The organism is Helicobacter sp. MIT 14-3879 (assembly GCF_003364125.1).
On sequence record NZ_NXLP01000060.1, the window covers coordinates 1 to 7,332 of the forward strand.

Sequence of the window (7,332 nt, forward strand, 5' to 3'; positions counted from 1 at the left end):
CCTATTTATTGTGTGTTATTTTCTCTATGCTAAAGATTCTGCCCTACTCTAACAAGAGATGAATTGTAAAGAAATAGAGAGTTTGTTGATTAAAGCTTATTCTTATCTGTCTAGTTGTATGGATAGAGAATGCACACAAAGCCTATGTGAATGGATAAGAATCGAAAAAGCTCTCTTAAAGGCTAAAAATATACAAGAAGCTTATAGAGTATAGCAAGCATCAAAAAAGAGATGTGCTTTCTCAATGAGATTCCACTACAAGACACAATTATCATTCTGTCAAGATTCAAAAAACACCCCCATAGGTGTTGTCTGTGGAAAAGTGCGAAAACACTTGTTAGAGAAGAATGGGAATGCGGTAAAGATAAAGAGGGACTATCCGTGAATGCGCATTACATTGTTGAGCAAATCAATGATAATGAGATGAAAATAGTAGAAATGTCCAATCAAGTCTGTTAATGGCTAGAGTAATCCAACACTGCTGAATAACAAGCCCATTTGTCTGCTTGTAAGAGACAATCATTTGGGGGATTCTAGGCTATCATTATGATGCTATCATTGCAAGATTCTATTATCACTGCAGGAGCTATCATTATAAGATTCTATCATCACAGAATACCATTGCAGATTCTCTGTGAGATTGTATCCTTGCAGATTCTATTAGGGCAGGACAAGAATCTCGAATCCCCCCACCCCCTTTTTTAACTAAGGCATAGATTTAACCATAAGGCACAGGGGGAAGTGGCAATGAGAGTGAGAGTTTAGCCTCCTTATCCTAAGAGAACTTAGCCATAAATTGCTAAAGTCAATAGGCTCAATCTCATACGCGATTCACAATGAGAAAGGGGTAATTACTGCCTTTCTTTAGAACGGATTGTATTGATATGCTTCCTATTGGATATGAGAGTGCCTTTTCACTCCCTTATCTCAAAGAGCATAGCAGACACATAGAGGCATAAAAGGCACATAGCAGATTCATGAATAGCAGCCTCTGCTCTTTATGAATCTGCTGGCTTGAAAAACACATAATGTATTTCCTAGCCTTCATAATAATGTCTAGTTTAGATTTCTTATAACAAGAGATGAGCCAATCATGAATATCACACTAAAGCAAGCAGCCAACAAGCTTGACACAATAGCGATAAAGTCATTGTGCCTTACAAGACCTCAAAATAGAAATAACTTCATCAATATTCTTACGTCTCTTGCTATATTTTCGATACTTTCAAAGATTCTAAAGCTTTTTAGGTTATTAAATCCTATCCTTAATTTTTGAGACTGCTGAAATTCCTATCTTGCAATCATGAAGTCTGATATGAAACTAGCACCTCATCTTATTGTGATAATTCACAGAATCTAAAATATATTTGCACAACAACTTTCATACAAATCCATACATTTATATGAAAGTTGTTGTCATTTATTCTTCGCTCAAGGGCAGTGAGACTTTCACCTGTCATGTCTAATTTTCAAGAATCTAAAGCCCATATCAGCAGTAATTTTTAAGACAACGACTTGGTAGAATCTAGCTATGAATATTTGAGAGGAACATTCTCTCTTATTCTATCTTACCTTGTTAGAAAAACCATAAAATATAACAAATACTAGAAACATCAAGAAACGCTAGAAATTTTAGAAATATATTATGGAATTTCGATAATATCTTCTCTCTCGGGACTCGTTGAAATAAGCCATACTTTAGAACCCGTATATTCTTCTATAAACTCAATATACCTTTTAGCATTTGCGTGCAACTTTGAGAACTCACGAACACGGGCACTCCCATTCCAACCTGAAAAACTCTTATAAATTGGCTTAACATTGAGATTATAAGGCATATAATCAATGACTTCCCCCTCATATTCATAGCCCACACAAACTTTTACCTCATGCAATGTATCCAACACATCAATTTTCATGATAGCAAGTTTTGTGCAGCCATTGAATCGTATGGCATGTTTGATTGCGACTAAATCAAGCCAGCCGCAACGTCTAGGACGGCCTGTTGTTGTGCCAAATTCCATTCCCTTTTGCTGCAGAAATCTACCTGCTTCATCATGTAATTCTGTAGGAAAAATACCATTGCCAACGCGCGTGCAATAAGCTTTCATGACGCCAATGACAGAATCTATATCATGCGCGTTCAATCCCGTACCAGAGAGCGCTCCAGCTATGCCCGTATGCGAGCTTGTTACAAAAGGGTAAGTGCCATGGTCAATATCAAGCATGCTTCCTTGTGCGCCTTCTAGTAAAATGCGCTTGTTGTTTCGTGTAGATTCCCATAGAATCTGTGTTGTATCGGCTACAAATGGCGCAAATCTCTTGGCGAAACCTCTCATTTCAGAAAGCATCGAATCTATATCAAAAGCGAGAGGTAAGTGCGCTAAATTTACAAGATTAGCTTGTAATTTTGTGTGAAGGATTTCTTCATCAAATATATCTCCCACTTGGATACCATTCCTAGAAACTTTATCGCTATATGATGGACCAATACCTTTACCTGTTGTGCCTATTGCTTCTAAACCTTTTGTCTTTGCTCGATTATTTTCTATAAAGCGATCAAGCGCAACATGATAAGGAAGAATAATATGTGCTCTATTAGAGATAAAAAGTCTATCAATCAGGCAGCTATTTGAGGAGAGAGTTCCCGTTGTTGAATGAAAATTTTGCGTTGTGCTAAAAAGCCTTTCAAATTGTTGCATTTCAGAATCTAATGCTTGGAAGTCAATAACAACGCCATTGCCTATAATATTCTTACATTGAGGATATAAGATTCCACTAGGAATAAGATGTAATGCGTATTTTACATTGTCAATTACGAGTGTATGTCCAGCATTATGCCCGCCCTGAAAACGCACAACAAAGTCGTAATTTTTTGCTAAACTATCGACAATTTTTCCCTTACCTTCATCTCCCCATTGCACACCTAAAATAACGTCTGCCATATTTATCCTTTATCCTTAAGTAAGCGATAGATAATATTATCTGTGTAGATTCCAAAACCGCAACTTCCGATTTTATCAACACAATAGCGACCTCCCGCAAGAAAAGTTGCGTTGTTTAAGAACATTCTAAAGAAGAAGTCATCATAATAATCTACAGGAGCTGGCAATAACGGTGAACAAAGCAAATGTGGATAATCACAGGAACACAAATGCAATAAATATTGCAATTCAGCTTGTAAAAATTGCGGCATACTAGATATGAGCGATTCTAAATCGCTTGGAGTATTAACTTGCAATAACTTCTTAAGAAAGCTAATACTTTGAAGTTTCTCAATATGCAGCTTATCAAAATATTGAGAATCTAGTTGCATTTCTTCCGCGCAAAGCTTTGCAATTTTAATGTTAGTAATTTGTAACAGGGGGGCAATCTCGAGTGCTTTAAAAATTGCAATACCCAAATTAAGCATATCTTGTATTTGATTTTCATCTAAACATTCTGCGCCAATTTGATTGTGTTCAGTAGTAGGGTAGCTAAAGACTGGTTGAATATAAAACCACTTCTTTTGATTGGTTGTTCTGCCAAGCCTCTTTGTAATAATTCTAATGACATCTATCGTGCTGTCATTGCGCATAGCGATTTGATGATTTTGTTCACTGCTTAAATGGATAACATCGCGATTAAGAAAGCTTTTTTGATGCTCTTGATAGACAAAAATGGGGCTAGCAATCTCTTCAAAGCCGTGCTGGTAGAATAACTCCGCGCTAAGATTCTCAACTTTTCTTTTTAGTCTAGCGGACAATCCAAAATGTAATTTACTGCCTTTTGGAATCTCATGCTCTAAAACCATATTACTGTCCTATATTGTTTATTCAGGCTCTCTTTGTAGCATAATTTTGCTATACTTAAATGCTGTTTTTCTTAAAAAAGCAAGTTATCATTATACCTAAAATTACCTAATCTTAGGTATTGTTTGAGGGGTATTCATAATCTTGTGTTGTGTGTAAAAACATGGATACTATCTTACAAAACATATAGGAAATCATAATGTCTCATCTGCATGATTATATTATCAACTCTGCAAGAGAATACCTCAATTACCTAGAAGAATACAATCTAGGTATAGAAAAAATAAAGATTTTCAAGGCAACCTTATGTTTTAAGACCACAACCAATACCCCTATTATCTCATCAGAATCCACAGAACAATGCAACACTATTGTTCTTGTCCTTGAACAAAGTCTCTTTGCCACAGATTATTTACAGCTTTATATTGGCAATGCCGCGATTGATTTAGATTCCATAGAAAAGAAAAATTATAATGAGCTTACCCGAACGTTAAGCATTACCTTTGAAGAGAATACTTTGCAAAAAAAGATTCGCAACATAGAATCTAAGGCTAATATCAGCATATCCTCCAACAACATTTTGCAATACCTTAATCTTTTTGTAGATTTGAAGTTTTTAGTAAAGAATATTCTTTCTTTCTGCCAACAAAAACTGCATTTAGCCTTGCCCTCTGCCAAACCCATTGCTTTGAAAATTTCTCTTGATTCTATGGTGAGCAATGAGCAAAAAGAAGCAATTAAAGGAATATTCTCCCATCCTATAAGCTACATTTGGGGAATAAGCGGTAGCGGTAAAACACAAATTGTGCTTTTTTCCTGCCTCTTAAATATCATTTCTCAACAAAAGCGCGCCCTTATTCTCGCTCCAACAAACACAGCCCTAGAACAAATCTTTATCTCCCTTATAAAAAAATGTGATGCAAAAGGTATTTTGCGCTCAAGATTCTTGCGTCTTGGCATGCCTAGTAACGATTTCTTGCAGCATTACCCTGAAGTATGTTTGCAAAGTGATGATGAAGAGAGTGATAAAAAGAATCTGAAGCAAAAGGATACAATGTTATTTGCCACACAAAACCTTAAAGAAAGATTGCAAGATTGCTATGTAGTGGGATTGACATTAGATTCCTTTGTGAAACGTTATCAGATTCTCAGTATGCTTGATTTCGTGCATATATTTCTTGATGAATGCGCTTTTTCTCCACTAATAAAAATCATTCCTCCGCTACATCTCAATATCCCATTAACACTTTTAGGCGACCATAAACAGCTTATGCCTATTTGCCTCATGAATGAAGCAATCATCAAATCTCAAAAACACTCTGTTTGTTTATGGAGTCTTAGCACATTGTTTTTGGAATCCATGCTGCAAAATCATATTGATTTGCATCATACCAATAATCACGATTCTATACAATTTCAAAAAATCGCTCATTATAAACTCACAACCACACATCGTTATGGTAATAATCTTGCACAAATATTAGATAAATATATCTATCACAACGGCTTGCAAGGGAGAGGAGCAACAACTGAAGTGTATTATATAGATTCTAAGTCTTATGGTGAAAAACATCAGTATGGGGTTAGCCAACATAATGAGAGTATTGCTGAAGCAAATGCGATTGTAAATATTATAAGAGACTTTCGAGACTATGGTGTGCTTACCCCATTTCGCGATCAGCAAAAACTGCTCATTGCAAAGGGAATACCACGCAATCATGTTTTTACTATTCATAAATCACAGGGTAAGGAATTTGACACAATCATTTTTTCTCCCGTGAAATTCAGTAAATATATGACAGATTCTTATAACCAAAGCGCATTATTTACACTCAACGTGGCTATTAGCAGATTAAAAAGAGAGCTTATTTTGGTATGTGATTATGATTTTTGGATAAGAAGAAGTGGACAGCTTATTTGCTCTCTTCTACAAATTGCAAAACCCTATAATCAACGCACAAGCCAGATACATAAGGCTGAAAATTTACCTTTTTAATTCATTTCCTCTATTTATTTGTGATTAAATTTAACTTTCAAAATGATTGCTATGTAATCCATGAAATGTGTCAATGCACTTCATTCGCAAACAAACATAAGAACCTTATCTATTCGCACTCATCAAAGAGCAAGAGTTAAGTTTGTTTATTACACAAAAGATGGAAAACTTCGCTTTTATTTGTAATAGGTGGTGTTGATTTAGCCTTGCTACTAAAAATCTTAAGAGGATTTATCGCATCGATTATCTTCTATAATCTATATCTAAAGATAAATACTATGACATACTATGACTAAGAAGAATATTTTACTTTGCAAGAAACTATGATTAGCTTAATGAGCGAGAATACTATCCTCAAAGAGGAGTTTAATGAATAACATTCCTCAATATCAAACCAACATAAATTTTCATTCAATGTTTCACACTGATGTGATCATTACATCACTCCTTTCTATATTCTTAAAGATTGTAAAAATGCAGAGATAAATCCTTAAAATTGCAACTCTTGCTGAAATATAATAATTTCTCTATTCTCTCCATAAATTTCGGTTATTTAAGTAAATTTTAAGCTTAATGACACTAAAATTCCAACTCTCAAGTCATTTTTAAACATAATAGAGCTGTATTTCAGTGTTTGTTTTAGTTTTTTATGGCAAGAGTGTTATTTGACTTTAAATATTTTAAAGCAATGATCTTTGAAAACTAAGCAAGATTATTTTATTATATTCTTTATTCATCTATAAGATGTTGTATTCTTAATACAGAAATGGAATAGATTTGATTGAAGTTTTTTCATGACACAAAATACTTTAAATCTATTCATTGTTTGTAGAGAGAATCTCTATTCTTAGAGATAATTACTTAAGATACTTGTGATACGACAAAATTATCAATCATCATAATAAAACTAATCTTATTGTTGTTATATCTTACATACAACTCGACTATTATCATTAAGGTAATGATTTGGTTAGGATATTTGTATATCGTTTTATGCAGAAAAGTCTTTTACTAGACTGCATGGATGTTGGAATACAATATTATCTTAAGACGCTATCTTAATTGAGTGAGTTGAAGTCTTTGTGATAACACATGAGATAAGGATAAACTCTCAATCACCTATAATCAAGACAAATTTTTTGCAATAACTTCAATAACTTGATGTTATTAAAGAAGATTTGACATTATTTAACAAAATCTCTCAATAATTCTATGATGTTAATAATGAACATTAATGTTTTACGAGATTATTGGAGTTATTTGTATAAATAATGAATAGGGAATTTACTATTTTTATAATAGTGATTTGCCTTAAACATAAGAGCTGGTTTAGACTAGCTCATTCTTAATGAAGAGTCGCATTGATTATTGAATGTTAAACTTTTCATTCTTATGGAGAGTTTGTGTCATTATTTGATTTTGGCTCAAACTTCCATAAATTCTTATGGAGAGTTTGATCCTGGCTCAGAGTGAACGCTGGCGGCGTGCCTAATACATGCAAGTCGAACGATGAAGTCTCTAGCTTGCTAGAGATGGATTAGTGGC

4 protein-coding genes and 1 rRNA gene are annotated in these 7,332 nt (G+C 34.2%); 3 read left to right on the top strand and 2 right to left on the bottom strand.

The genetic code is table 11. The features are described 5' to 3' along the window. Positions 1-546 precede the first annotated feature (546 nt). Positions 547-705: a hypothetical protein gene (locus tag CQA44_RS12680; protein ID WP_181881879.1), complete on the top strand. Its 159-nt coding sequence runs from the start codon at positions 547-549 to the stop codon at positions 703-705. Positions 706-1,643: 938 nt separating this feature from the next. Here CQA44_RS12680 and CQA44_RS10650 read toward each other — a convergent pair. Both CQA44_RS10650 and CQA44_RS10655 read right to left on the bottom strand, forming a co-directional pair. Further along, positions 1,644-2,951, bottom strand: a complete 1,308-nt coding sequence (locus CQA44_RS10650; RefSeq protein ID WP_181881880.1) for an adenylosuccinate synthase — start codon at positions 2,949-2,951, stop codon at positions 1,644-1,646. Then, a complete protein-coding gene (locus tag CQA44_RS10655) occupies positions 2,948-3,793 on the bottom strand; it encodes an ATP phosphoribosyltransferase regulatory subunit (RefSeq protein WP_115547217.1) in 846 nt (281 codons plus the stop codon). The genes CQA44_RS10650 and CQA44_RS10655 overlap by 4 nt, the downstream gene beginning before the upstream one ends. Positions 3,794-3,990: 197 nt before the next feature. Here CQA44_RS10655 and CQA44_RS10660 point away from each other — a divergent pair, with 197 nt between their 5' ends. Continuing rightward, positions 3,991-5,787 carry an AAA domain-containing protein gene (locus tag CQA44_RS10660; RefSeq protein WP_115547218.1) on the top strand — a complete coding sequence of 599 codons (1,797 nt, stop codon included), beginning with the start codon at positions 3,991-3,993 and terminating at the stop codon, positions 5,785-5,787. Between the two features lie 1,441 nt (positions 5,788-7,228). Next, positions 7,229-7,332: ribosomal RNA gene (locus tag CQA44_RS10665) — 16S ribosomal RNA — on the top strand; the annotation flags it as partial.